Here is a 26418-nt window from a genome sequence, read left to right on the forward strand (position 1 = left end):
CTATGATTCCTTCGGGGCCTTCTTGGATGAGGCCTGTTTGGCGAGCCAGACGGTCTCGCGCAAGAACTGTCGGATCGGACGGGCCGGATAGCCCGACCAGGTTTCGCCCGCAGGAACATCGGCCAACACCCCGGCGCCGGCCGCGACGCGCGCGCCCTCCCCGATGGTGATGTGATCGCCGATCCCCGCCTTGCCGCCGAAGATGACGTTGTCGCCGACGGTGACCGAGCCGGAAATGCCTGTGTTGGCGACCAGCAGGCAGTTGCGCCCGATGACGCAGTTATGGCCCACCATGACCAGATTATCGATCTTGGTGTTCTCGCCGATGATGGTGTCGTCATAGGCGCCGCGATCGATGCAGCTGTTGGCGCCCACCGTCACCCCGTCCTGCAGGATCACTCGGCCCAGCTGCGGAATGTCCATGACCCCAGCCTGGGTTCCGGTCGCGCCAAAACCCGCCTCGCCGATCCGCGCACCGGCGTAGAGCTTCACCCGGTCGCCGATCAGGGCGAAGCCGACGCTGACATTGGCGCCGATCACGCAGTCGCGCCCGATCTGGACGCCGGGGGCGATGACACTGTTGGCCCCGATGCGAGAACCGCGACCGATGCGGACGCCCGCTCCCAGCACGGCCCCCGGCTCGATCACCACGCTGTCGTCCTCGGCCGCCTCGTCGCGCGCGAGGGCGGCGTCCAGCAGGATGGGCCGATGCAGCAGGATCGACGCCTTGGCCCAGGCGGCCTGGGGCGTGCGGGAAACCATGACGGCGGCGTCGGCCGGAACCGCTTCCACGGCTTCGGGCGGCACGATCACACAGCTGGCGCGGGTCTGCTTCAGCGCCTCGACGAACTTGCGGTCGCCCAGAAACGCGATCGCGCCCCCGTCCGCTGAGGACAGGGGCGCGACAGAGGCGATCATGCGATCCCCGGCCCGTTCGACCTCCCCGCCGATCTTGGCCGCCAGATCGGCGACGCTTAGGGACGGCAGGGTCTCGAAGAAGCGGGGATCAGGCATGAAGACTTAGCGCGCGGCGGCCGGTTGGGCCTGCGTCTGAGCCGGCACGGTCATGCGGTTGAAGCTGAGCGTCGGCAGGGCGGTGTTCAGGCGCTGGATGGCCAGGTCGGTGACGTCCATGGCCGGGTTCATCATGAAGACGCTTTCGCGGTCCAGCAGCAGGCCGCAGCCCTTTTCCTGATACAGGGCGGTCAGGATCGGCGAGACGGCCTCGGTGATCGCCTGGCGCTGCATGGCCAGGGTGTAGCGCAGCTCGTTCTCGCGGGTGGCTTCCAGCTGCTGGGCTTCTTGCGCGCGCTGCTGCAGGGCCTGACGGCGCTGTTGCATCTGGTCAGCCGGCAGGCTGGCGCCCGAGGTCTGCAGTTGCTGGGCTTCGGTCTGAATGGCCGTGGCGTACGGTTGCAGTTCGCCCTGAACTTCCTGGGCCAGTTGCTGCATCCGGGCTTCGACCGCCTGGCCGGCCGACGATTGAGCCAGCAGACGGGCGTTATAATAGACGCAGACGCCGGGGATCACCGGGCCGGGGTTGGCCGGAGCGGCGGAAGCTTGCTGGGCCGTGGCGGCCGAAGCGGCCGAAGCGGCCGAGGCGAGAAGCGAGGCGGCGGCGGTCGCCGCGATGATAAGAGCTTTCATGGGATTCCCTCGTGCGGTCGAAAACGCCGCGATTAGAACTGGGTGGAGGTTGAGAAGCGGAACGATTCGGTCTTGTCGTAGTCTTCCTTGGACAGGACCTTGGAAATGTCGAAACGGATCGGACCCATCGGCGACTTCCAGTGGATGCTGACGCCAGCGGACGCCCGCAGCGACAGTTCGTCGGCGATGTTGGTGTTCACCGTGCCGTTTGACGTCAGCTTGTAGCGGTCATCCAGCACGCCCAGCGTGCCGACATCTGCGAACAGCGAGGTCTTGATGCCGTACTGCTCGGGCAGATAATTCGGCAATGTCAGCTCGACCGTGCCGATGGCGTAGAAGTTGCCGCCCAAGGCGTCGGTCGTGTTCAGATCGCGCGGCCCCATGCCGGCGGTCTCGAAGCCGCGGAAGCTGTTGCCGCCCTTGAAGAAGCGATCGTTGATGCGGATCGGATCACCGTTCCAGCCGCTGACGTAACCGGCCGAACCCTGCACGCTGACCACCCAGGCCGGGGTGATGCCATAGTACCAGCTGGCGTCCGCCTCGGTCTTCACATAGTTCACGTCGCCGCCCAGACCGGCGAGGTCCTGACGCAACGAGCCGGCCCAGCCGCGCGTGGGGCGCACCGGATCGTTGGTGTAGTTCATCTGCAGGGTATAGCCGACGGACGAGTTGATGAAGCTGCCGACCTGATCGCACAGCGCCGACGAACCCCGGCCGACGCCGGTGCAATAGCCGGTCGGTACGATGATCTCGTCCGACTTTAGGAAGTAGCGTGTGCTGAGCAGCATATTGCCGTTCAGCGGGTAGGACAGCCTCAGGCCGCCGCCGGTCGAACGATAGTCGTACGACGAATATTTGCTGAGGTCGTAACGCGAGTGGAACAGGTCGAAGCCCGCGCGCAGGTCGCGGCCCAGGAACTTCGGCTCGGTGAACCGGAAATCGACCTGCTGACGCAGCGAGCCCCATTCCAGACGCGCCACCACGTTCTGGCCGCGGCCGCGGAAGTTCCGCTCGGAAATGCCCAGGTTGACGGTGAAGGAGTCGACCGAGCTGAAGCCCGCGCCGACCGACAGTTCGCCGGTGGGCTGCTCCTGAACATTGACGTTGATGATCGAACGGTCCGGCGCGCTGCCGCGCGTTTCCTCGACCTTCACGTCCTTGAAGAAGCCCAGGGCGCGCAGGTTGTTGCGCGACCGCTCCATCAGGGCGCGGTTGAAGGCGTCGCCTTCCGTCAGCATCAGTTCGCGGCGGATCACCGGGTCGATGGTGCGGGTGTTGCCGACCACATTGATGCGGTCGATATAGACGCGCTGGCCCTCGGAAACGTTGAAGGTGACGTCCACCGTGTCGGTGTCGGGATTGGCCCGATAGGTCGGATTGATCTCGACGAAGGCGTAACCGGCCGACCCCGCCGCGAAGGTCAGGGCGTCGACCGCCTGTTCGATCTTGTCGCTTTCGTACAGGTCGCCCGAGCGGATCGGGATCAGGCGCTGCAGGAAGTCGGCGTTCAGACGGTCGTTCTGGGTGACGACCTTGACGTCGCCGAAGTTGTACTTGTCGCCCTCGTTCAGCGTCAGGGTCAGCTGGAAGGCCTGATCATCGGGCTGGAGTTCGGCGATCGAGGACACGACGCGGAAGTCGTAATAGCCGCGGTTGGTGTAAAACTTGCGCAACTGCTCCTGGTCATACTCCAGGCGGTTGGGATCATAGTTGTCGTTGTTGGAGAAGAACTTCCACCAGGTCGACTTCTCGGTCACCATCACGCCGCGCACATCCCGGTCGGAGAAGGCGTGGTTGCCCAGGATGTTGATCGCGCTGATGCCGGTCTGCGGACCTTCGTTGATCTCGAAGATCACGTCGACGCGGTTCTGATCCAGTTGGACCAGCTTGGGCGTGACGGTCGCGGAGATGCGGCCCTGCAGGCGGTACAGTTCGACGATGGAGCCGACGTCTTCCTGCACCTTGGCGCGGGTATAGATGCCGCGCGGAGCCAGGGTGACCTCCTTGGTCAGCTTGTCCTGGGACAGCGCCTTGTTCCCCTCGAACACCACCTGGTTGATGATCGGGTTTTCCTTGATCTGAACGATCAGGTCGCCGTTCTGCACGCCCAGTTGCACGTCGGCGAACAGGCCGGTGCGCGACAGGGTGCGCACCGCCACGTCCAGCACCGAGGCGTCCACGGCGTCGCCGGGGCGGATGGGCAGATAGGACAGGACCGTCGTCTGGTCGATCCGCTGCGCGCCCTGAACGATGATGCGGTTGATCGTGATCGTCTGCGGCGCGGCGATCTCGACGTGCGGGGTCTGCTCGGCGGCGGCGCCCCCGGCGGCGGGCGCAGGCGTCGGAGCGGGCGTTGCGGGCGTGGTTTGCGCCGGCGCGGTCTGGGCCAGGGCGGGCGCGCCCAGGCCGGCGGCGACGGCCAGCGCCAGCAGGCTGGAACGGGCGCTCAGTCGGACGGCGGCGCGAGAGGTCATGTCATTCATTCGGGAAACCATCGGGGGCTGGCGTCGGCTCACGAGACGAGCCCGCCGAGGAATTGGAAGAGGTTGAGCTTCTGTAGGTCGTTCCACGTCGCGAACAACATAAATCCCGCCAAAAGCGCAAGACCTGCGCGATAGCCCATCTCCTGGAACCGCGCCGACACAGGTCGCCTGGCCACGGCTTCATAGCCGTAGAAAAGCAGATGCCCGCCGTCGAGGATCGGAATGGGAAGCAGATTTAGAAAGCCGATTCCGATCGAAAGTATGGCGGCCAAGGTCGTCAGCGTCAGGACCAGATTGATCGCCATCTGACCGGGCGCCGGGCTGGCCTCGACCGCAGCGGTCGTCAGCGAGCCGGTGGCCTTGGCGATGCCCAGCGGGCCGCTGAACTGATCGCCAGACTCGCGGCCTGTCGCCAGCCGCCCCAGATAGGTCAGAGTCGAGCCGATCACGTCGCCGGTCTGGCGCACGCCCTCGACCACGGCGCCCACCGGCCCGTATCGCACGTGACGGACGTCGGCGGCGGTCGACCCCAGGCCCAGGCCGATGCGGCCGACCTTGACGCGACCGGCGACGGGATCGTTCTCCTCGCGCCGCTCGGGAACCGCCGTCAAATTCAACGTCTGCGCCCCGCGCTCGACCGTGAACTGGACCGGATCGCCGGTCGACAGCATGACGGTGCGCGTCACCGCGCCGCCGTCCTTGATCGCCTTGCCGTTCACGCCGGTGATCAGATCGCCGACCTGGAAGCCGGCGGCGGCGGCGGGTGAGCCCGCCTGAACCTGGGCCACGCGCGCCGGGCGCAGTTCCACGCCGACCGCCATGAAGACCACGGCGAAGATGGTGATGGCCAGAATGAAGTTGGCGATCGGTCCCGCGGCCACCACAAGGGCGCGCTGCCACACCGGCTTGAAATGGAAATAGTCGCGCTCGGCGCCCGGACCGCGCTCGGCGACGACGCGCTGACGCAGCTTGTCCAGCCCTGCCTGGTCCGGCACGCTGGACGCATCCAGATCGCCGGAGAACTTCACATAGCCCCCCAGCGGCAGCCAACCCAGCCGCCATTCGATGCCGTGGCGGTCCGTGCGGCTGAACACGGCCTTGCCGAAGCCGACCGCGAAGCGATCCACCTTCACGCCAAAGGCGCGCGCGACCAGAAAGTGACCCAGTTCATGGATGGTGACGATGAAGGTCAGCACCAGCAGGAACGAGGCGATGGAGATCAGGACCTGACCCAGGACGCCCAGCATTCGAAAATCGTCTCCCCTGGCCTGCTATTCAGGCCGCGTTCGCAAGACCGGCGATGACGGATCCAGCCATTCGACGCGTTTCGGCGTCGACCGACAAGGCCGCGCCGCAGGCGTCTCCAGAACCGAAAACCATCCCCGCTTTCGTCGCACGCTCAAGGGTTTCGGCGACGACTGCGGCAATATTGAGAAAGGCCAGCTTGCGGTCAAGGAAGGCGAAGGCGGCGACCTCGTTCGCGGCGTTGAACACGGCCGGCGCGGCCCCCCCGCTCTTCAGCGCCTGACGCGCCAGATTCAAGGCGGGGAAGCGCGCCAGATCAGGCGTCTCGAACGTCAGTCGGCCCAACACAGCCAAATCCAGCCGGGGCGCGGGCCAGGCGATGCGGTCCGGCCAGGCCAGGGCGCAGGCGATCGGCGTGCGCATGTCCGGCGGCCCCATCTGCGCCAGGGTCGATCCGTCCACATATTCCACAAGGCTGTGGATGATCGATTCGGGGTGGACGACCACGTCGATCCGATCCTCGGGCATATCGAACAGATAGGCCGCCTCGATCATCTCCAGACCCTTGTTGGCCATAGTGGCGCTGTCGACCGAAATCTTGGCGCCCATGCTCCAGTTCGGGTGGGCCACGGCCTGCTCCGGGGTGATCGCGCCCATCCGCTCTCGCGGCGTCTGGCGGAACGGCCCGCCGGAGGCGGTCAGGATCAGCTTCGACACCCGCTCGGGCGCCTCGGCCGGGAAAACCTGGAAGATGGCGGAATGTTCGGAATCAACCGGTATCAGCCGCCCCCCTGCCCGTCTGACCCGCTCGATCAGGGCGGGGCCGCAGCAGACCAGGCTTTCCTTGTTGGCCAGGGCCAGGGTCGCGCCCGTTCCCGCTGCCGCCCAGGCCGACTTCAGCCCCGCGGCCCCCACGATCGACGCCATGATCCAGTCGGCGGGACGGGTCGCCGCCTCGACGATCGCGGCCTCGCCCGCCGCCGCCGCGATCCCCGATCCAACCAGAGCAGCCCGTAAATCGTCCAGGCGCGTCGGATCGGCGGTGACCGCCACGCGCGGCTTCCAGCGTCGGGCCTGTTCGGCCAATTTGGCGATATTGGCGCCGCCCGTCAGGGCCTCGACCTCGAACGTCCCGGTTCCCGAAGCCTCAGCCTGAGCCATCAGGTCAAGGGTTGACGAGCCGACCGATCCGGTCGAGCCCAGCACGGTGACGCGGCGACGGATCATGCGCCGCGCTCCAGAATCAGAACCAGCAATCGCCCGGCCGCCACCACGACCACGGCGAACATCAGCCCGTCGACCCGATCCAGCAGGCCGCCGTGACCCGGTATGGTGTTGCCGGCGTCCTTGACGCCGAACCGCCGCTTCAACGCCGATTCCCACAGGTCGCCCGCCATCGTCGCCGACGCCGCCGCCAGCCCCAGGAACGCGCCCCAGATCACGGTCAGGGCGCCCATGTCGACCCAGGCCGTCATCAGGGCCCCGGCCGCCGCGCCCGCGACGATGCCGCCGATAAAGCCCGACCAGGTCTTGTTGGGCGAAAAGCGGGGCCAGAGCTTTGGCCCGCCGAACGTCGATCCCGCCAGATAGGCGACGATATCGGCCGACCAGGCCACGGCGAAGACCAGCACGGTCCAGTGCAATCCGATGGGGCTGTCCACCCCGCGCAACCAGATCAGCAGGACCGCGGGCCAGCCCAGATAAAGAACGCCATAGGCGGCATCCAGCGCCTCCTGCCCCCGGCCGCGGGCATAGACGCCGGCGGCGGCGGCGCCGAACACCAGCATGATGAAGGACACCGACATCACGCCGAAATGGGCGCTGATCACGGCCGCCACGACGCCGAAGCCGACGGCCCCGCCGATCACGCGTCGGGCGTGCGGCGCGCTCATCGCCGCCCATTCGAACGCCAGAACGATGCTGGCCGCCACCATCAGCGCCAGGAACCAGACGCCCCCCGCCCAGGTCGCGGCGACGGCGGCCGGCGCCAGAACGACGGCGGATGCGGCGCGCAGCGCGATGTCGCGGGCCTTGACCGCCATCAGGCTGTTTCGCGCACGGACGCGGCGTCGCGACCGCCGTAACGTCGGTCGCGCCGGCCAAAGGCGTCGACCGCTTCGGCCAGGGCCTTGGGTCCGTAGTCGGGCCACAGGATGTCCTGGAACACCAGTTCGGCGTAGGCGGCTTCCCACAACAGGAAGTTCGACAGCCGCTGCTCGCCGGACGTCCGCACGATCAGATCCAGCGGCGGCGACCCGGCTGTGGCCAGTCCGGCCTCGAACGTCCGTTCGGTCAACGGTTCAGTCGTCTCGCCCGACGCCAGGCGCGCCATGTGCCGACGCGCCGCGTCCACCAGATCGGCCCGGCCGCCATAGTTGAAGGCGACCTGCAACAGGAAACGGGCGTTGTGGGCCGTCTGCGCCTCGGCCTTGTCGATGATGGCGGCGATGTCGGCGGGCAGACCCTCGCGACGGCCCAGTATTCTCAGACGGACGCCCGCCTTCTCCAGCCGCGCCAGATCGCTGGCGACATAGGTCCGCACCAGACCCATCAGGTCCGACACCTCGTCCTCCGGCCGGCTCCAGTTCTCGGTCGAGAAGCCGAAGACAGTCAGGCATTCGATGCCCAGGTCGGGCGCCGCCTGGATGGTCCGTTTCAGGGCCTGAACGCCCTCGCGGTGGCCCAGGGCGCGCGGCAGCCCGCGAGCCTTCGCCCAGCGGCCGTTGCCGTCCATGATGATGGCGACATGGCGCGGCCCATCGGAACGTGGGCCATGGCCCGAAGGCGCGGCGCGGTCTGCCGTCATATGTCGTGCGATCCCTTCGGGCCCAAGCCGTTTCGCCTCAGACCTGCATGATCTCTTGTTCCTTGGTCTTCAAGGCCTCGTCGATGCGCTTGATGGCCGCGTCCGTGTCCTTCTGGACCTCGGTTTCCATCTTCTTCTGCTCGTCCTGGCTGATCTCTCCAGCCTTTTCGGCCTTCTTCAGATCATCATTGGCGTCGCGACGGACGTTGCGGACCGAAATCTTCTGCTGTTCGGCGTATTTCCCGGCCAGCTTGACCAGATCCTTACGGCGTTCCTCGGTCAGCGGCGGCACGGGAATGCGCAGGGTCTGACCGTCGACGATGGGGTTCAGCCCAAGGTTGGCGTTGCGGATGGCCTTTTCGACCGCCGTGACCATGCCCTTGTCCCAGACGCTGACGCTGATCATGCGCGGTTCGGGCACGCTGATGGCGGCGACGGCGGTCAGCGGCGAGGCCGCGCCATAGGCCTCGACCCGCACCGGCTCCAGAAGCCCGGCATTGGCGCGTCCGGTGCGCAGGCCGCTGAACTCTTCCTTCAGGGCGGCGACGGAACGGTCCATCCGGTCGCGATAGGTCTTCAGCTCGGGTTTTGCCATGATCTTGGTCTCTCTTCGTTTTTCCTGGTCGCGCGAACGACTATGCGACGTCCTGAATGACCGTGAACGTGCCTTCGCCGGTCAGGGTCCGGCGCAGCGAATTGTCTTCCCGGATCGAGAAGACCACGATGGGGATGCCCGTGTCGCGCATCATGGCGATGGCCGAGGCGTCCATGACCCGCAGATCCTTGGCCAGCACGTCCTGATAGGTCAGGGTCTCGTAGCGGGTCGCGGTCGGGTCTTTCTTGGGGTCGGCGGTATAGACGCCGTCGACGCTGGTGCCCTTCAGCAGGGCGTCGCACCCCATTTCGGCGGCGCGCAGGGCGGCGCCCGAGTCCGTCGTGAAGAAGGGCGCGCCGACGCCGGCGGCGAAGATCACCACCCGCCCCTTTTCCAGATGACGCAGGGCGCGGCGGCGGATGTAGGGTTCGGCGATGGCGGCCATCGGAATGGCGCTCTGCACGCGGGTCGAGACCCCGATCTTCTCCAGGGCCGACTGCATGGCCAGGGCGTTCATGATGGTGGCCAGCATGCCCATATAGTCGGCCTGGGCACGCTCCATGCCCGCCGCCGCCTTGGACAGACCACGGAAGATGTTGCCGCCGCCGATGACCAGGCAGATTTCGATCCCTTCGGCGGCCACGTCGGCGACGGCCTTGGCGACCGTGTCGACCGTCTTCATGTCCACGCCGAACGACTGATCCCCCATCAGCACCTCGCCGGAGACCTTCAGCAGGACGCGTTTGTAGCGGAAGGTTGTGGGGGCGTCGGGCATGGGCGGAGGGTCCGTTGGCTGCTGCGCCCTTGAATCAGGCGGCTTATTATAGACGAAGGGCGCGCCGGCCATCAAAGCCGAACGCGCCCTTCTGATACAAAACCCTCACGAATGAGGGGATAGGGGCTTAGGCGCCGCCCATCATGGAGGCGACTTCCGACGCGAAGTCGGGGCCTTCCACCTTCTCGACGCCTTCACCCAGCGCCAGGCGGACGAAGCCGGCCAGGTGCAGGTTGGAGGAGCCCAGTTCCTTGGCCGAGTTGGCGACCAGCTGTTCGATGGTCACGTCCGGGTCCATGACGAACGGCTGCTTGGACAGCACCACGTCCTTCTGGAACTTGTTGATCTGACCTTCCACGATCTTGGCGATCATGTTTTCCGGGCGGCCTTCTTCCTTGGCCTTTTCGGTCAGAACGGCGCGTTCCTTTTCGATGGCGGCGGGGTCCAGGTCGTCGGTGTTCAGCGACAGCGGCGCGGTGGCGGCGACGTGCATGGCGATCTTGCGGCCCAGTTCGCGCAGTGCGGTCTTGTCGCCCTCGCCTTCCAGAGCCACCAGCACGCCGATGCGGCCCACGCCCGGCGAGACCGCATTGTGGACGTAGGTCGAGACGACGCCTTCCGACACCGACAGGCGGGCGGCGCGGCGCAGCTGCATGTTCTCGCCGATGGTGGCGATCATGTTGGTCACTTCATCCTGGACCGTCTTGCCGGATTCCAGCTCGGCGCCGTGCAGCGCCTCGACCGTATGGTGTTCCAGGCCCAGTTGGGCGAACGACTTGGCGGCGTTCTGGAACAGGTCGTTACGGGCGACGAAGTCGGTTTCCGCGTTGAACTCGATGGCGGCGGCGACTTCGCCCTTGCCGTCTTCCTTGGACGCCACGGCGACCAGGCCTTCGGCGGCGACGCGGTCAGCCTTCTTGGCGGCCTTGGACAGGCCCTTGGCGCGCAGCCAGTCGATGGCGGCGTCGATGTTGCCGTCGTTTTCCTGCAAGGCCTTCTTGCAGTCCATCATGCCGACGCCCGAACGCTCGCGAAGCTCCTTCACGAGGGCGGCAGTGATCTCGGCCATGTTCTTCTCCTTGGGGGATTCGTATGTGGGAACGGCCGGACTGACTTAGCCCGGCCGTGTGTCAGTTCGTCAGGCGGCGTTCACGATCGCGAACACCGCCGTCCGGGCGATCAGCCCGCAGCCTTCTCGGTTTCAACCGCGTCGTTGGCTTCCGACGTGGCGGCCTGAGCGGCTTCATCGGCGACGGCCGGTTGAGCAGCGGCTTCCAGTTCGGCGGCGGCGCCTTCCGTGCCGGCCGGAGCGGCGTCAGCGGCGACCGGAGCCGAGGCTTCGCGCAGCATCGGCTCGACCGGGGCTTCCGAAGCGCCCAGATCGATGCCCGAGGCCGAAGCGCCCGCAGCCAGACCGTCCAGAACGGCGTCGGCGACCAGGTCGCAGTAGGTCTGGATGGCGCGGGCGGCGTCGTCGTTCCCGGGGACCGGATAGGTGATGCCGTCCGGGTCCGAGTTGGTGTCCAGGATGGCGATGATCGGGATGTTCAGCTTGCGGGCTTCCTGGATCGCGATCGCTTCCTTGTTGGTGTCGATCACGAACATGATGTCCGGGATCGAACCCATGTCCTTGATGCCGCCCAGCGACAGTTCCAGCTTGTCCTTCTCGCGTTGCAGCGTCAGCAGCTCCTTCTTGACGCGGCCTTCGCCGCCGTTCTCGAGGATGCCTTCCAGTTCGCGCAGACGGGCGATCGAGCCCGAGACGGTGCGCCAGTTGGTCAGCGTGCCGCCGAGCCAACGGTTGTTCATATAGTACTGGGCGCAGCGCTTGGCCGCTTCGGCGACCGGCTCCGAGGCCTGGCGCTTGGTGCCGACGAACAGGACGCGACCGCCCTTGGCGGCGACGTCGCGCACGGCCACCAGAGCCTGGTGGAACAGCGGCATCGTCTGCGACAGGTCGATGATGTGGATGTTCGAGCGCGAACCGAAGATGTAGCGGTCCATCTTCGGGTTCCAGCGGTGCGTCTGGTGGCCGAAGTGGGCGCCCGCTTCCAGCAGGGTGCGCATCGAGAATTCAGGCAGAGCCATGATCGTTCGTTCCTTTTTCCGATCAACGTGGCGCGGGGGATTAAAGGTCGAATGACCCTCGGAATGGTGCGAACCGGGATTTCTCCCCGAATCGCGCCTCACCCGCGTTGCGAAATGCGGGGGCCATGTAGGCGCAACGGCCCCAAATAGCAAGCGTGTGCGTCACACAGCAGAAAGGCGGCCTCTTTCGAGACCGCCTTTGCATTCATGCCTTTGGCGGGAATCTACTTCATCGCGTCCAGCAGCGCCTGGGCGCGGTCGCGGTGCGCGGTCACGGGGGCGACCAGTTCGCGGGCCAGGGTCGACAGGGCCGGCGCATCGGTATTGCCAGCGAAGCCGTTCAGCAGGGTCAGGGTCTCGTTATGGGCGGCCACCTGCTGGTTCAGATAGACCTTGTCGAAATCGCCCGGCGTCGCGGCGTTCAGATTGTCGATCAGCCCCTTGCGGCGTTCATCCAGCGCGGTCGGCACGGTCACGTTCGGACCAGCGGTCGCGACGGCCGCGCCCAGCTTCTCACCCGCGGCGGTGTGATCCTTGGTGATCATGGCGGCCAGCGCCTTCACGTCGGCGTTGGTCGATTTGGCGGCGGCGATCCTGGCGGATTCCAGCTCGTACATATTGCCTGTGCCAAGACCCGTGACGAAACCGTCGACGGTATTGGCGCCCATGGTCATGGCCGAGGTCTGGCCGACGACACCCGAGGTCGCGTCCTGGGTGGCGTTGACGGCTTCGCTGGCGTTCTTGGCCGCGCTGTCGCCGCCCTGGTTACAGGCAGCGAGCAGAGCCAGCGAGGCGACGCTGGCGATGGCGAGATATTTCATTGGAACAGTCTCCCTATGGACTGACCAAACCCATCACGCGGCCGTGAGGTTCCGAAAAATCAAAAGCTTAGCTATAAGGTTGCAGGGATCGAAGCCAGACGAGCCGAACCCGATGGTCGCCACACCGGCTCATGAGGCAAGGTCGGGAAGGCTGTATTCCAGATCGTAGCGGTGTTCGCCCTTGTCGATCGTCAGGTGGAAGACGCCGCCTATGCCCGCCAGATCGCCGGTGCCTGAACCGGGAACGATGGTGATCAGCAACTCCTGTCCCTCCGCAGTCATGACGCCGCGATGGACAAGCGCGAAACTGCCGTTGCGACCGTTCACCACGCCCGTCACCCGCTCCATGGCGACATAGGCGCCGGACTGACCTTCGCGAACGGCCAGCATCTCCCCCGCGCCGATCCCCTCGATCCCGCCGTGAAAGGTCTTGGCCAGGATCATGCGGCCCGGCAGGTCGGGAGCGGCTTCCGAGGCCGGAGGCGCGGGCGTTATGGAGACCTGGAAGGTTCCGGCGGCGTGCGACATGACGACTTTCTCCTGAATGAGGGGCGGCGCAGGATAGACGGCAAGGGCCCCATTAAGGCCAAGGCTCAAAACGAGAAGAGCGCCGAGCATCAGGCGTCCTCCAACATCACGACGCCGGGCGCGGACTTCAGCGCGCCGCGCAAGGCGCCGTCCAGGCGATAGCGGCCGGGCAGTTTGATCTCGACCTCCCGCCCCTGCTCCAGCCCGGCGATCATCAGCGAAATCTCGCCCCCCTTGCCGATGGCGCCGGAGCGGGCGCGCTCCAGCCGGCCCTTCAGCGCCTCGGCTTCAGCCGTTCGGGCCGATACGTGGATGCGCAGGCCGATGTTGGCGTCGTCCAGCAGATTGTCCATGCGCGACGCGTCATCGCCGAAGAACCGCACCTCGCCCTCGGACGCCTTGGCGCGGACCCGCACCATGACCGACGCGCCCGGCTCCAGCACCTCCCGGCATTTGCGCAGTTGTTCGGGCGGGAACAGGCATTCGAACTCGCCCGTCGGGTCCGAGAAGGTGACGAAGGCGAACTTCTCGCCCGTGCGCGCGCTGGCGCGCTCCTGCTTGCGGCGGACCACCCCGGCCATCTGGAACGCCTCGTGCCCGCCTTCGGCCAGGGGAATGGCCTCGGCGACGAAGGTGACGCGTTTGCGTTTCAGGGCCGAGGTCATCTCGTCCAGCGGGTGGCCCGACAGATAGAAACCGACGGCGGCCAGTTCGTGATCCAGCCGTTCCGGCCCGACCCAGGGATCGACCGTCTTCAGGCGCGGGCGGGCCGCATGGGCCTGGTCGCCCCCGAACAGCGACACCTGCGACGAGGCGCGTTCGGCCGCCACACTCTGGCAATAGGCCATCAGCACATCGGCCTGTTCGACCAGTTGGCGACGGTTGGGATGGATGCTGTCGAAGGCCCCGGCCTTGGCCAGTCCCTCCAGCGCGCGCTTGTTGACGCTGCGCGGATCGACCCGCTCCAGAAAGTCGAAGATGTCGGCGAACCGGCCGCCGGTCTCGCGCACCTCGATGACGTGTTTCATCGCCTCCAGGCCCACGTTGCGGATGGCGCCCAAGGCGTAGAGGACTGCGCCCTTCGCATCGTCCCACGCCACGTCGAAGTCGGCGGACGAGCGGTTGATGTCGGGCGAGAGCACGGGCACCTCGAACCGGCGCGCATCCTGATAGAAGACCGCCAGCTTGTCGGTGTTCGACAGGTCCAGGCTCATGGACGCGGCGAAGAACTCGACCGGCTGATTGGCCTTCAGCCACCCCGTCTGGAACGAGATCAGGGCGTAGGCGGCGGCGTGGGACTTGTTGAACCCATAGCCCGCGAACTTGGCCACCAGGTCGAAGATGGAGCCTGACTGGCTTTCCGGCACGGTCTTTTCCAGGGCGCCCTTGACGAAGCGCGCCCGCTGGAAATCCATCTCCTCCTTCTTCTTCTTGCCCATGGCGCGACGCAGCAGGTCGGCCTCGCCCAGGCTGTAGCCCGCCAGGATCTGGGCGATCTTCATCACCTGTTCCTGGTAGATGATGACCCCATAGGTCTCGGTCAGCACCTCCTTCAGGCTGGGGTGCAGATAGTCGACCTCGGCCCGGCCGAACTTGCGGTCGATATAGGTGTCGATCATCTCCATCGGCCCCGGCCGATAGAGAGAGATCAGGGCGGTTATCTCCTCGATGGAGCCGCAACGCATCTTGCGCAGGGTGTCGCGCATCCCTTGCGATTCCAGCTGGAACACCCCGACCGTCTGGCCCGATGCCATCAATTCATAGGTGCGCGCATCATCCAGCGGCAGCTGGTTCCATTCCGGCGCCGCGCCGCGCCGCTCCAGATAGCCCCGCGCCCGGTCCAGCACGGTCAGGGTCTTCAGGCCCAGGAAGTCGAACTTCACCAGACCCGCCGGTTCGACCCACTTCATGTTGAACTGGCTGGCCGGGATGGTCGAGCGCGGGTCCTGATACAGCGGCACCAGCTCGGTCAGCGGACGGTCGCCGATGACGATGCCCGCCGCGTGGGTCGAGGCGTTGCGGTAAAGCCCCTCCAGCTCCAGCGCCGTCTCCAGCAGGGTCTTGACCGCCGGCTCGGCGTCCCTGGCCTCTTTCAGGCGCGGTTCCAGCTCGATGGCCTGGGCCAGGGTGACGGGATTGGCCGGATTGTTCGGCACCATCTTGCAGAGCCGGTCCACCTGGCCCAGCGGCATCTGCAGCACCCGCCCCACGTCGCGCAGAACCGCCCGCGCCTGCAGGGTGCCGAAGGTGATGATCTGGGCCACCCGGTCCTTGCCGTAGTGGGCCTGAACATAGTCGATGACCTCTTCGCGCCGCTCCTGGCAGAAGTCGATGTCGAAGTCGGGCATGGAGACCCGTTCTGGGTTCAGGAACCGCTCGAACAGCAGGCCGAACCGCAGCGGGTCCAGATCGGTGATGGTCAAGGACCAGGCGACCAGCGACCCGGCGCCGGACCCCCGCCCCGGCCCGACCGGAATGCCATGTTCCTTGGCCCATTTGATGAAGTCGGAAACGATCAGGAAATAGCCCGGGAACCCCATCTGCTGGATGATCCCGACCTCCCATTCCAGCCGGGTCCAATAGTCGGCCTCCGGCACGGCGGGGTCGACCTGGGTCAGGCGGACCTTCAGCCCCTCGCGCGCCTGGTGGGCCAGTTCGTCGGCCTCGGAGCGCCCGGCCCCGGTGTCGAAACGCGGCAGGATCGGCGCATGGGTCTGCACCAGGAAGGCGCAGCGTCGGGCGATATCGATGGTGTTGTCGCAGGCCTCGGGCAGGTCGGCGAACAGGTCCCGCATCGCCTCGGCGGATTTGAACCAGTGTTCGCCGGTGATGCGACGACGATCCTCCTGGCCGGTGAAGGCGCCGTCGGCGATGCACAGCAGGGCGTCGTGCGACTTCGCCTGGGCCGCCTTGGCGTAATAGACGTCGTTGGTCGCCACCAGCGGGACGTCATTGGCATAGGCCCATTCGACCAGCCCCGGCTCGGCCCGCCGCTCGTCGTCCAGGCCGTGACGCTGAAGCTCGACATAGAAGCGGTCGCCGAACGCCCCCTTCATCTCGGCCAAAGTCTTGACGCCCTCTGCCGTCTTGCCCTGGGCGAACAGCGGATCGACCGGGCCGTCGGGACCGCCAGACAGCAGGATCAAGCCTTCGGAGCGCGCCACGACCTGCTCCCAGGCCACGCCCGGCTCGGCCATTTCGCCCGCGTCCAGATAGGCCGAGGACGATAGCGCGCACAGGTTCAGCCAGCCCTTCGCATCCTGGGCCAGCAGCACCACGGTCGGCGTCTTGGCCCAGCGCGTATTGATCTGCCCCCCGATCCCCACAACCGGCAGGGCGCAGGCGACGATAGGCTGGACGCCCGCATCCTTGGCCGTCTGACTGAACTCCAGCGCCCCGAACAGATTGGCGCGGTCCGCCACGGCGACGGCGGGCATTCCGGCGTCCGCGGCCAGCTTGCCGACCTTGCTGGCCTTGATCGCGCCTTCCAGCAGCGAATAGGCTGAACGAACCCGCAGATGGACGAAACCCTGACTGGTCATCGGCTGGCTCACTGGATCTCCGTCTCGGGCGACGCAGACTCTGCGCCGCATCACCCTGTTGCGAGTCTCACATCTTGCTCCGGGCCAGCATCCCAAACCAGAGGCCCGGCTTCATCATCCCCAGAAGACCGGCGAAACGACGATCGCCGGATTGCAAAAAAAGGGTCTGAATAGTCTGAACTTCGCCTAGAGGCTTGATTTCCCTACGCAGATTTCAGACGGTGTCGGTCCAAGTCTGAAATCTCAGACGGCGGTGACGCTTAACGCCACGGTCCAAACCATCCAGACGAAGCCGCCGCAGCTGGCCAACGACAACATATCCCTCATCAAACGCGGCATGGATTTCCTGACCTCGTAAATGTTCTTCGTCTGTTCTATGTTCTGCTTGCGTTCTCGTCAAGCCTCGCCCGTCGCGACGCTGGGGCGGGGCATGGCCGAGGTTGATGCTGAAGCGCACGTCTGAAACCGAACGGCTTCGGCCGACGTATTCCTGACCAGACAATAGAGGGTCATGGCGATGCGGTTCGGGGTTTCCATTGTGACGGCGGCGGCCTTGCTGACCGCGCCGGCTGTTTACGCCCAGGCGCGTGCTCCGGCGCTGCAAACCGCCGTTTTCGCAGGCGGCTGTTTCTGGTCCGAGGAGAAGGCGTTCGACGATGTGCCCGGGGTGCGGTCCGCCATTTCAGGCTTCGTCGGCGGACACACGGCCAACCCGACCTATGAGCAGGTCGTGCGCGGCGGAACCGGCCATATGGAGGCGGTCCAGGTCACGTTCGATCCGCGCGTGGTCAGCTATCGCGCCTTGGTCGATCGCTATTGGCGCACCATCGATCCGACCGATCCGAACGGCCAGTTCTGCGATCAGGGTCCGTCCTATCGGTCGGCCGTGTTCGCCACGGGCGAGCAGCGGGCCGACGCCGTCGCCTCACGCGACGCAGCCATGCGGGTGCTGAGAAAGAGCTTCACCACCCCGGTCGTCGGCGTCCAGCGCTTCTGGCCGGCGGGCGCGGAGCATCAGGATTACGCCAAGCGGCACGCCGCCAGCTATCAGGCCTATCGGCTGGGCTGTCGGCGGCCGGAACGGCTGCGCGCCATCTGGGGCGACGCCGCCGTCAGTTGATCAATAGGCGTGGCTTTCGGCCGCGCGTTCTTCCAGATGCCCATCGCGCAGGGCGAAGACCCGGTCCATATGGCCGGCCAACTCCATGTTGTGCGTGGCGATCAGGGCGGCGACGCCCGTGGTCTTGGCCAGATCGCGCAGGGATTCGAACACCGACTGGCTGGTGGCCGGGTCCAGATTGCCGGTCGGTTCGTCGGCCAGCAGCAGACGCGGACCATTGGCCAGGGCGCGGGCGATGGCGACGCGCTGCTGCTCCCCGCCCGACAGTTGCGCCGGCTGGTGGCTCAGTCGCTGGCCCAGACCCAGGGCCGTCAGGGTGACTTCGGCGCGTTTGCGGGCCTCGTCCTGGCCCACGCCGGCGATCCGCATCGGCAGGGCCACGTTGTCGCGGGCATCGAACTCGGCCAGCAGATGGTGGAATTGATAGACGAAGCCGATCCGTCCCAGACGCAGCCGGGTGCGGGCGCGTTCGTCCAGGTTTCCGACCTGTTCGCCGTCGATGGCCACCGTCCCGCCGGTCGGCTTTTCCAACAGGCCGGCGGCGTGTAGCAGCGACGACTTGCCCGAGCCCGACGGGCCGATCAGACCGACCAGTTCGCCCGGATAGACGTCCAGATCCACGCCCCTCAGCACGGTCAGGCCGCCCTGGGCGGTGTCATAGGTGCGGGTCAGACCGCGCACCGACAGGATGGGAGCCTTACTCATAGCGGAGCGCCTCCACGGGATCGATGCGCGACGCATTCCACGACGGCGGCAGGCTGGCGATGCAGCTCATCAGCAACGACCAGAAGGCGACCCAGGTCACGTCGACCGGATCGACCAAGGCCGGGATGGCGTCCAGCATATAGACGTCGGAATCGAACAGCTTGGTCTGCAGCACCCATTCCAGGAAATGCTGGATCGCGCCGATGTTCCAGCAGAACAACAGGCCCAGCAGCAGACCCGCCAAGGTGCCCGCCACGCCGATCATGGCGCCGGCCATGAAGAAGACGCGAAGGATCGCCGAGGGGCTGGCGCCGATGGTGCGCAGGATGGCGATGTCGCGGCCCTTGTTCTTCACCAGCATGACGATGCCCGAGATGATGTTCATGGCGGCGATGGCCACAACCAGGCCCAGGATGATGCTCATGGCCACCCGCTCGACCTTCAGCGCGCCATAGAAGGCGGCGAGCCGTTCGCGCCAGTCGCTGACGATCGAGCCGGGACCGGCGGCGGCGCGGATCGCGGGGGTCAGGGCGCCGACCTGATCGGGATCGTCCACCTTGATCTCGATGGCGTCCCAGACGCCCTCCTTGCCGAAGAACAGCTGCTGCTGCTCCAGCGGCATGAACATGAAGGCGCGGTCGTAATCGGCGGCGCCGGATCGGAACAGGCCGCCGACGAAATAGGTCTTCTCCAGACCGCCCAGATTGCCGAAGGCGCTGTCGGCGCCGGTCGGCGAATAGACGGTGATCGCGTCGCCGACCCTGATGCCCAGCGCATTCGCCAAGGCCGCGCCGATCAGCACCCGGTCGCCGCCATAGGCGCCCTTGCCGAAGCTGTCGCGCTCCTGCGGCGACAGGCTGTCGAACACATACTGGGTCTTGGCCAGGTCCTGGGGACGGATGCCCTTGACCATCACGCCGGTCGTATAGCTGCCGACGCGGATCAGGCTTTGCGCCTCGTTCAGCGGATTGACGCTATGGACGCCCGGGATCGCCTCGATCTTCTTGAGGACCGCATCGCGATCCGGCGAGGTCAGCACCGGCCCCTGCACATACATATGGCCGTTGAAGGCCAGCATCCGGCCCAGCAGTTCGCTGCGGAAACCGGACATGATGCTCATCACGCTGATCAGCACGGCGACGGCCAGCATGATGCCGATGAAGCTGATGACGGCGATGGTCGCCACCCCGCCCTCCTTGCGCTTGGCGCGCAGGTAGCGAAGGGCCAGGCCGATCTCCCACGAGGAGAAGGCGCCGGACGGGCGGGACGGCAGGCTCAAACGGTCAGCCTTTCGATGGCTTCGGCCAGCGGAACGGAAACCTTTTCGCCGGTGGCGCGGCGCTTCAGCTCGACCACGCCATCGGCCAGACCTTTCGGGCCGATGGTCAGCTGCCACGGCACGCCGATCAGGTCGGCGGTGGCGAACTTGCCGCCCGGACGCTCGTCGGTGTCGTCGTACAGCACATCCTTACCCAGCTTCTCCAACTGGGCCACCGCGTCTTCGCAGGCCGCCGAGACGGCCTCGTCATTGGCGCGCAGATTGATGACGACCACGTCGAACGGCGCCACGGCGTCCGGCCAGATGATGCCGCCCTCGTCGTGGCTGGCCTCGATGATGGCGCCCAGCAGACGCGACACCCCGACCCCATAGCTGCCCATATGGACCTCGGCGTCCTGACCGTCCGGTCCGGCGACCTTGGCCTTCATCGGCGCCGAATATTTCGTGCCGAAGTAGAAGATGTGGCCCACCTCGATGCCGCGGGCGGACAGACGGTCGCCTTCGGCGGTCTGCGCCTCGAACTGGGCCTGATCGTGCATTTCTTCGGTGGCGGCGTACAGGGCGGTGCGCTCATCGAACACGGCCTGCACGGCCTCCGGGCTGAAATCGTCGCCGGGCGCGGGCATTTCCACCAGCTTGCGGTCGCAGAAGACTTCGCTCTCGCCCGTTTCGGCCAGGACGATGAACTCGTGGCTCAGGTCGCCGCCGATGGGGCCGGTGTCGGCGCGCATCGGCACGGCCTTCAGCCCCATGCGGGCGAAGGTGTTCAGATAGGCGGTGAACATGCGGTTATAGGCGACGCGCGCCGCCGCCTCATCCACGTCGAACGAATAGGCGTCCTTCATCAGGAACTCGCGCCCGCGCATCACGCCGAAGCGGGGACGACGCTCGTCGCGGAACTTCCACTGGATGTGAAACAGGTTCAGCGGCAGCGACTTGTAGGACTTCACATAGGCCCGGAAGATGTCGGTGATCATCTCCTCATTGGTCGGGCCGTACAGCAGCTCGCGCTCGTGCCGGTCGGTGATGCGCAGCATCTCGGGGCCGTAGGCGTCGTACCGCCCGGACTCGCGCCACAGGTCGGCCAGTTGCAGCGTCGGCATCAGCAGTTCGACGGCCCCTGCCCGCATCTGCTCCTCGCGGACGATCTGCTCGATCTTGCGCAGCACCTTCAGGCCCAGCGGCAGCCAGGCATAGATGCCGGCGGCCTCCTGCTTGATCATGCCGGCGCGCAACATCAGCTGATGCGAGACGATCTGGGCGTCCGAAGGGGCTTCCTTCAGCGTGGGCAGGAAAAAGCGCGACAGGCGCATGATCGGGAATCCTAGGCGTAGAGACAGAACAAGGCTTTAGCCGCTGGACCAGGGCGAAAGCTAGACCGGCTTGTGGTTTAGACCGCCGGGGCCTGCGAGAAGTCCGGCAAGGGCAGCCAGCCGGTGAAGATCAGCACCATGACGAAAGCCCAGACGATGGCCGAGACCCAGGTGGTGGTCAGGAACTTCCGCTTCAGGTTCGGCGTGCGGGGCGCGCCCCATTGGGCGCCGTCGGTCGGCGGCTCGTGCGTTTCCTGCGACGTGCCCAGCGGCAGGACGGCGAACAGCACCGTCCACCAGACGATGATATAGATGCCGATCATGGTCAGGGGGCCGATAGGCATGACGGGCCTCTTTTTTTAAGGATGCGGCCGGCCGACGCCGTAGCGGGCCGCCAGATAGGGGGCGATGGCGTGGTCCTGCAGGAAACGCCGCCCGGTCTCCGCGCTGATCTCGGCCTGGGGCCAGTCCAGTTCATCGTCCAGGATCAGGATCGGACAGCTCTGATGCGCCTCGCCCACCTGTGCGATCACCGGCGGGCGCGGCTTGGCGTGATCCAGATAGACCACGTCCAGCGCGTCGCGCAGTTGCGGATAGAAGGCCAGGACGCCCTCGATATAGGCGCCGGGCGGGCAGAACCACGGTCCGCCCTGATCGTCATGCCAGTCGGGATTCAGCAGAAAGAGCGTCTCGGCCATGCCCCAGCCTATAGCCGATGCGCACGCCGTGTCGCGACCGCTAATCGCTTTTCGGCGGCCAAGCCGTTCGAGCGCCGAACCGGCGCCCGAACAGCCGAGGTCCAATCAGACGCGCAGGACGACCGTCTCGACGATGGGACGACGGTCCCAGACCTGCTGACTGGCCTTTTTCAGAACGCGGGCGATGGCCTGTTCGACCACCATCTCGTCCTCCAACGCCTCGCCCTTCAGGTTCTTGACCACCTGTTCGACGCGCTCGGCCAGATCGTCCAGCACGTCGCCCAGCGGCTTTTGCAGATCGCCGGGCAGGCCCACGCTGCGGATGTCGATGTCGCTGACGATCCGCCCGCGCTTGTCCAGGGCGAAGCTGACGATCAGCACGCCATTGGTCGAGGCATGGCGACGCTCCTTCAGCGCCTCGCCCTGTTCCGTGACCAGCATCCCGCCGTCGACGTAGAGGCGGCCGTTCGGCACCTCGTCGACGATCTGGGCCGGCCCGGGCGCCAGGCGCACCATGTCGCCATTGCGCGGCGTGACCGTTTCCTTGACCCCGACCTCCTTGGCCAGATTGGCGTGTTCCAGCAGGAAGCGCCGCACGCCGTGGGTCGGCACCGCGATCTGCGGCCGCGCCCATTCGTACATCTGCTTCAGCTCGTCACGGCAGGGATGGCCCGAGACGTGGATGCCTGGGTGATCCTTCTCGGTGTAGAGGCGCACGCCCCGATCCGCGAGGCGATCCTGCAGATTGCCGATGGCCAGTTCGTTGCCCGGTATCTGGCGCGACGAGAAGATGCAGTGGTCGCCCATGCCCAGTTTGACGGTGGGGTGCGTGCCGTCTGCGACGCGCGACAAGGCCGCCCTCGCCTCGCCCTGGCTGCCGGTGCACAGATACAGGATCTGATCGGCGGGCCAGACGCGGGCTTCCTCGTCCGACAGGAAGGGTTTGACGTCCTGCAACATGCCGACGTGTTTCGCCGCCGCCGTGATGCGGTGCATCGAGCGGCCGGCCAGGGCGACGCGACGGCCGCAGGCCTCGGCCGCGCGGATCACGCTGTCCATCCGGGCGACGTTGGAGGCGAAACAGCCCACGGCGACGCGGCCCTTCAGGCTGGCGATCAGCTTGGAGATGGCGACGGCGACATCGCCTTCCGACCCGGCCACGCCCGGCACGAAGACATTGGTGGAATCGCACACCATGGCCAGCACGCCCTCGTCGCCCAGGGCGCGAATGGCGGGGGCGTCGGTCTTGGTCCCGATCACCGGCTGGTCGTCGATCTTCCAGTCGCCGGTGTGGAACACCATGCCCAGAGGCGTATCAATGGCCAGGCCGCTGGGCTCGGCGATCGAGTGGGTCATGTTGACGAAGGTGACGCCGAACGACCCGATGTCGACCGTGCCGCCCAGCGGCACCTCGATCAGTTCGACCTGATCCAGGATCCCGCGCTCGCGCAGCTTGTCGCGGATCAGATAGGCGGTGAAGGGGGTGGCGTAGATCGGCGCCTTGATGCGCGGCCACAGCCAGCCCAGGGCGCCGATATGGTCCTCGTGCGCGTGGGTCAGCACGATGCCCTTGATCGTCTCGCCCTGCAGATAGGTGGGATCGGGCACGATCACGTCCACGCCGGGCGTCGACAGGTCGCCGAAGGTGACGCCGACGTCGACGATCAACCATTCACGGTTCGCCTCTGGGCCGAAGCCATAGGCGTTCAGGTTCATACCGACCTCGTCCGAGCCGCCCAGCGGCAGGAAAACGAGTTCGTCTTGGTTTTGCTTTTTCATTCAGTCAGTCAAATGGGCGTTACGACGCCAGATTGCGAGGAGGCCGCGAATAGTCAGGTCGGAATCGAAATGGTCGATGCTGTCGGTCGCGCCTTCGAACAGGCTGGCGACGCCGCCGGTGCCGATGACCGTCATGGGTCGACCCCATTCGGCCTTGATGCGCCCGACCAGTCCCTCGATCAACGAAATATAGCCCCAGAAGACGCCGGATTGCATGGCCTCGACCGTGCCCTTGCCGATGACGTGTTCGGGCCGCTGGATGGCGATGCGCGGCAGTTTCGCCGCCGCCTCGTGCAACGCCTGCAGCGACAGATTGATGCCCGGCGCGATCAGGCCGCCCTCGAAGGCGCCGTCGTCCGCCACGATATCGAAGGTGGTCGCCGTGCCGCTGTCGATCACGATCAGGTCGCCGGGATAGACCAGCTTGGCGCCGATGGCGTTGACCAGTCGGTCGGCCCCCGCCTCGCTGGGCTTGGCGATCCGCACGTCGATGCCCAGATTGACGTTCTCGCCGATCACCAGCGGCTCGATGTTCAGATACCGCCGCGCCAGATTACGCAGGTTGAAGATCGACTGCGGCACCACGCTGGAGATGATGCAGCCGGTCAGGCCCGCGACCGCCAGCCCCTTCATCAGCATCAGCTGGTTCAGCCAGACTGCATATTCGTCCGCCGTCCGCGTGGCCTCGGTCGCGGCGCGCCACTGGGCGATCCATTCCGATCCGTCATGGACCGCAAACAGCGTATTGGTGTTGCCCTGTTCAATCGCCAGCAGCATCTCAGGACGCCTTGCCGGCGTCTGGGCCGAAGAAGACATCGCCGGCCGAGATCAACCGCACCGAGCCATCGGCCAGACGCAATCGAAGCGCGCCGTCCGGCTCCACACCCTCGGCCACGCCTTCCAGGGTTTCGTTGTCCAGCCGCGCCACGCACGCCCCCTTCAGCCCCTTGAGACGACTGGTCCAGGCGTCCAGCACGGGTTCGAATCCCAGCGTCTGCCAGCGTCCCCACCAGACGGCGAAGGTCTCGGCCAGGATCTCGGCCGCCGCCTCTATCGGCGGCACATAGGTCAGGTCGGCCCTCAGGCTGTCGGCGACGGCGGCGGCCCCCCGTTCGGTCCCTTCCGGCGCGTGCGCCAGATTGACCCCGATGCCCACGGCCAGCCAAAGACCGCCGTTCGCATGGGCGCCGGATTCGACCAGAATCCCCGACACCTTCACGCCGCCCAACAGCACGTCGTTGGGCCATTTGATCGACACCAGGGCGGGCGAGACAAAGACGTCCAGCAGATCCGCCACCGCCAGCGCCGCTACAAAGGTGGCCTGGGCCGCCTCCGCCGCAGACTTCGGCGTGGTGATCAGCAGGGTGGCGGCCAGATTGCCCTGTTCGCTTTCCCATCTGCGGCCGCGCCGCCCGCGACCCGCGGTCTGACGGCGCGCCACGATCCAGCGCGGACCGGTTTCTCCGGCCTCAGCCAGACGACGGGCTTCGGCGTTGGTCGAGTCGATCTCGTCGTGGATGACCAGGGGGGCGGGCGTCAACGCCCTACCCGTTCCCGAAACCGGCGCTCGCAGCCTTGGTCAGCGGCTCCAGCCAGGTCAGACCCACGAGCACCAGGGGGAAGGCGAAGGCCGCGCAGGCCCAGCCGATCCACTTGGCCTCGACCGGCGCCCGGTCGGTCGCAACCTCATCCACCGGCGCATCGAACCACATCAGCTTGATGATGCGCAGATAGTAGAAGGCGGCCACGACCGAGGCGACCAGACCGATGGCCGCAAAGGGCCACAGACCGGCATTCGCCGCGGCGCCGAAGACATAATACTTGCCCCAGAAGCCCGAGAACGGCGGCATGCCCAGAACCGACAGCGACAGGATGGTCAGGGCCACGGCCGTCAGGGGACGATCCCGCTTCAGCCCCGCCAGATCGGCGATCCGCCGGATCGGACGACCCGATTTGGACAGGCTGAGCAGGATGGCGAAGAAGCCCAGCTGGTCAATGACGTACAGGGTCATGAACATCAGCATCGCCTGCAGACCGGCGGCCGTGCCGGCGGCGATGCCCAACAGGGCGTAGCCGATGTTGATGATCGACGAATAGGCCAGCAGGCGCTGGATGTCCTTCTGCACCAGACCGCCGAACGCGCCGACGACGAAGCTGATCAGCGAAATGGCGATCAGAACCTGCGACCACTGGGCGTGGGATTCACCGAACCCGCCTTCCAGCGCGCGTGCGATCAGGACCATGGCCGCCACCTTGGGCGCGGTCGCGAACAGGGCGACGACCGGCGTCGGCGCGCCTTCGTAAACGTCGGGCGTCCACATGTGGAACGGCGCCGCCGAAACCTTGAACGCCAGACCGCAGATCAGGAAGACCAGACCGAACAGCAGACCCGTCGACGGATGATCGACGGCGAAGGCGGCGATGTCATCGAACTTCATCGACCCGGCGAAGCCGTAGATCAGGCTGGCGCCATACAGCAGCAGGCCCGACGACAGCGCGCCCAGGACGAAATACTTCAGCCCCGCTTCCGACGCCTTGACGTCGTTGCGGTGGAAGGCGGCCAGGACATACAGGGCCAGCGAATGCAGCTCGATCCCGACATACATGGAGATCAGGTCGCCCGAGGACGCCATCATGCCCATGCCGACGGCGGCCAGCACGATCAGGACCGGATACTCGAACTTGGCGATACGCGTACGCTTCATCCAGCCGTCGCCGAGGATGATGGCCACGGCGGCCGACAGATAGATGACGCTCTTGCCGTAGATGGCCAGCGGATCGACCACATAGGCGCCGTTGAAGGCCGCACCCCAGGGCCCGATGACGGCGATGACGGCGGCGGCCAGCAGCAGCAGAACCGACAGGATCGACACCAGGCGGGCGCTCTTTTCGCCGATGAAGGCGCCGACCATCAGCAGGACCAGGGCGCCGACCGAAAGGGTCAGCTCCGAGGCGGCAAGGTGCAGGGCGGAGGACAGATCAGGCATTTATGGT

Annotated in this window: 24 protein-coding genes; 1 reads left to right on the forward strand and 23 read right to left on the reverse strand. The window is 66.3% G+C overall.

The window, feature by feature from the left end; translation table 11 throughout:
• The 14 genes from lpxD to dnaE all read right to left on the reverse strand — a co-directional run bounded on the left by lpxD (window position 1) and on the right by dnaE (window position 16530).
• Window positions 1–1014 carry a UDP-3-O-(3-hydroxymyristoyl)glucosamine N-acyltransferase gene (lpxD, locus tag P0Y50_12820; GenBank protein ID WEK39415.1) on the reverse strand — a complete coding sequence of 338 codons (1014 nt, stop codon included), beginning with the start codon at window positions 1012–1014 and terminating at the stop codon, window positions 1–3.
• Window positions 1015–1020: 6 nt separating this feature from the next.
• The gene (locus P0Y50_12825) at window positions 1021–1647 is read right to left on the reverse strand and encodes an OmpH family outer membrane protein (GenBank protein ID WEK39416.1); all 627 of its coding nucleotides are present in this window, start codon (window positions 1645–1647) and stop codon (window positions 1021–1023) included.
• Between the two features lie 32 nt (window positions 1648–1679).
• On the reverse strand, window positions 1680–4130 hold the full coding sequence (bamA, locus tag P0Y50_12830) for an outer membrane protein assembly factor BamA (GenBank protein ID WEK39417.1): 2451 nt from the start codon (window positions 4128–4130) through the stop codon (window positions 1680–1682).
• 29 nt (window positions 4131–4159) lie between these two features.
• The gene (locus P0Y50_12835; GenBank protein ID WEK39418.1) at window positions 4160–5377 is read right to left on the reverse strand and encodes an RIP metalloprotease; all 1218 of its coding nucleotides are present in this window, start codon (window positions 5375–5377) and stop codon (window positions 4160–4162) included.
• Between the two features lie 28 nt (window positions 5378–5405).
• A complete protein-coding gene (gene dxr, locus P0Y50_12840; GenBank protein WEK39419.1) occupies window positions 5406–6602 on the reverse strand; it encodes a 1-deoxy-D-xylulose-5-phosphate reductoisomerase in 1197 nt (398 codons plus the stop codon).
• The gene (locus P0Y50_12845; GenBank protein WEK39420.1) at window positions 6599–7417 is read right to left on the reverse strand and encodes a CDP-archaeol synthase; all 819 of its coding nucleotides are present in this window, start codon (window positions 7415–7417) and stop codon (window positions 6599–6601) included. Before P0Y50_12845 ends, dxr begins: the two co-directional genes overlap by 4 nt.
• Entirely contained in the window at window positions 7417–8181 is a 765-nt protein-coding gene (uppS, locus tag P0Y50_12850; protein WEK39421.1) for a polyprenyl diphosphate synthase, read from the reverse strand. Before uppS ends, P0Y50_12845 begins: the two co-directional genes overlap by 1 nt.
• A gap of 37 nt (window positions 8182–8218) precedes the next feature.
• Entirely contained in the window at window positions 8219–8776 is a 558-nt protein-coding gene (frr, locus tag P0Y50_12855; protein WEK39422.1) for a ribosome recycling factor, read from the reverse strand.
• Between the two features lie 40 nt (window positions 8777–8816).
• Window positions 8817–9551: a UMP kinase gene (gene pyrH, locus P0Y50_12860; protein ID WEK39423.1), complete on the reverse strand. Its 735-nt coding sequence runs from the start codon at window positions 9549–9551 to the stop codon at window positions 8817–8819.
• Between the two features lie 127 nt (window positions 9552–9678).
• Window positions 9679–10620, reverse strand: a complete 942-nt coding sequence (tsf, locus tag P0Y50_12865; GenBank protein WEK39424.1) for a translation elongation factor Ts — start codon at window positions 10618–10620, stop codon at window positions 9679–9681.
• A 110-nt stretch (window positions 10621–10730) separates the two neighbouring features.
• Complete coding sequence (rpsB, locus tag P0Y50_12870) at window positions 10731–11639, reverse strand: 30S ribosomal protein S2 (protein ID WEK39425.1); 909 nt, start codon at window positions 11637–11639, stop codon at window positions 10731–10733.
• A gap of 224 nt (window positions 11640–11863) precedes the next feature.
• Entirely contained in the window at window positions 11864–12460 is a 597-nt protein-coding gene (locus P0Y50_12875) for a DUF4142 domain-containing protein (protein WEK39426.1), read from the reverse strand.
• Window positions 12461–12589: 129 nt separating this feature from the next.
• Complete coding sequence (locus P0Y50_12880; protein ID WEK39427.1) at window positions 12590–12988, reverse strand: DUF3224 domain-containing protein; 399 nt, start codon at window positions 12986–12988, stop codon at window positions 12590–12592.
• 89 nt (window positions 12989–13077) lie between these two features.
• Entirely contained in the window at window positions 13078–16530 is a 3453-nt protein-coding gene (gene dnaE, locus P0Y50_12885) for a DNA polymerase III subunit alpha (protein WEK41574.1), read from the reverse strand.
• Between the two features lie 511 nt (window positions 16531–17041).
• Between dnaE and msrA the strand changes: the two genes are divergently transcribed.
• A complete protein-coding gene (gene msrA, locus P0Y50_12890; GenBank protein WEK39428.1) occupies window positions 17042–17650 on the forward strand; it encodes a peptide-methionine (S)-S-oxide reductase MsrA in 609 nt (202 codons plus the stop codon).
• Here the strand turns inward: msrA and P0Y50_12895 are convergent, their stop codons facing one another.
• From P0Y50_12895 to nuoN, 9 genes are all read right to left on the reverse strand, one after another.
• Window positions 17651–18355, reverse strand: a complete 705-nt coding sequence (locus P0Y50_12895; protein ID WEK39429.1) for an ABC transporter ATP-binding protein — start codon at window positions 18353–18355, stop codon at window positions 17651–17653. It lies immediately after the preceding gene.
• Window positions 18348–19628, reverse strand: a complete 1281-nt coding sequence (locus P0Y50_12900; protein WEK41575.1) for a lipoprotein-releasing ABC transporter permease subunit — start codon at window positions 19626–19628, stop codon at window positions 18348–18350. The genes P0Y50_12895 and P0Y50_12900 overlap by 8 nt, the downstream gene beginning before the upstream one ends.
• A 2-nt stretch (window positions 19629–19630) precedes the next feature.
• Window positions 19631–20947, reverse strand: a complete 1317-nt coding sequence (locus tag P0Y50_12905) for a proline--tRNA ligase (protein WEK39430.1) — start codon at window positions 20945–20947, stop codon at window positions 19631–19633.
• 77 nt (window positions 20948–21024) lie between these two features.
• Entirely contained in the window at window positions 21025–21291 is a 267-nt protein-coding gene (locus P0Y50_12910) for a DUF1467 family protein (GenBank protein ID WEK39431.1), read from the reverse strand.
• A 15-nt stretch (window positions 21292–21306) separates the two neighbouring features.
• On the reverse strand, window positions 21307–21645 hold the full coding sequence (locus tag P0Y50_12915) for a DUF3088 family protein (protein WEK39432.1): 339 nt from the start codon (window positions 21643–21645) through the stop codon (window positions 21307–21309).
• 105 nt (window positions 21646–21750) lie between these two features.
• On the reverse strand, window positions 21751–23424 hold the full coding sequence (locus P0Y50_12920) for a ribonuclease J (GenBank protein WEK39433.1): 1674 nt from the start codon (window positions 23422–23424) through the stop codon (window positions 21751–21753).
• A complete protein-coding gene (locus P0Y50_12925) occupies window positions 23425–24201 on the reverse strand; it encodes a type III pantothenate kinase (GenBank protein WEK39434.1) in 777 nt (258 codons plus the stop codon).
• 1 nt (window position 24202) lies between these two features.
• Window positions 24203–24964 carry a biotin--[acetyl-CoA-carboxylase] ligase gene (locus P0Y50_12930; GenBank protein WEK39435.1) on the reverse strand — a complete coding sequence of 254 codons (762 nt, stop codon included), beginning with the start codon at window positions 24962–24964 and terminating at the stop codon, window positions 24203–24205.
• A 4-nt stretch (window positions 24965–24968) separates the two neighbouring features.
• Complete coding sequence (gene nuoN / locus P0Y50_12935) at window positions 24969–26411, reverse strand: NADH-quinone oxidoreductase subunit NuoN (protein WEK39436.1); 1443 nt, start codon at window positions 26409–26411, stop codon at window positions 24969–24971.
• Window positions 26412–26418: the final 7 nt, after the last annotated feature.

Origin of the sequence: Candidatus Brevundimonas colombiensis (assembly GCA_029202665.1) — a bacterium.
GTDB classification, from domain to species: Bacteria; Pseudomonadota; Alphaproteobacteria; order Caulobacterales; family Caulobacteraceae; genus Brevundimonas; species Brevundimonas colombiensis.